This window comes from Microbacterium sp. 22195 (genome assembly GCF_052056515.1).
In the GTDB taxonomy this organism is placed as follows: domain Bacteria; phylum Actinomycetota; class Actinomycetes; order Actinomycetales; family Microbacteriaceae; genus Microbacterium.
Genome location: NZ_JBQEPE010000006.1, coordinates 194,807 through 195,040, shown reverse-complemented (window position 1 = coordinate 195,040; position 234 = coordinate 194,807). Strand labels below are relative to the sequence as shown.

Annotated in this window: 1 protein-coding gene; it reads left to right on the top strand. The window is 67.5% G+C overall.

Annotated elements, in window-relative coordinates; genetic code table 11:
- Nucleotides 1–234, top strand: a 234-nt coding sequence (locus tag ACTJJ4_RS16580; RefSeq protein ID WP_440944322.1) for a hypothetical protein, incomplete at both ends; no start/stop codon positions are given.

Below are 234 nucleotides of genomic sequence, written 5' to 3'. Positions count from 1 at the left end.
GCACCAGACCACCGATCGTGTCAACGACACCACCGACCAGCCCACCCAGGTCAGGAACACCCGGCAGACCCGGAATCACGCCACCGAGGTCAGGCAGACCCGGAAGACCCGGGAGTCCCGGAACCGTGGGGTCACCACCGGGAAGACCCGGCAGCTCACCCAGACCAGGAACCAGGCCGCCGATCGTGTCAACGACACCACCGACCAGCCCACCCAGGTCAGGAACACCCGGCA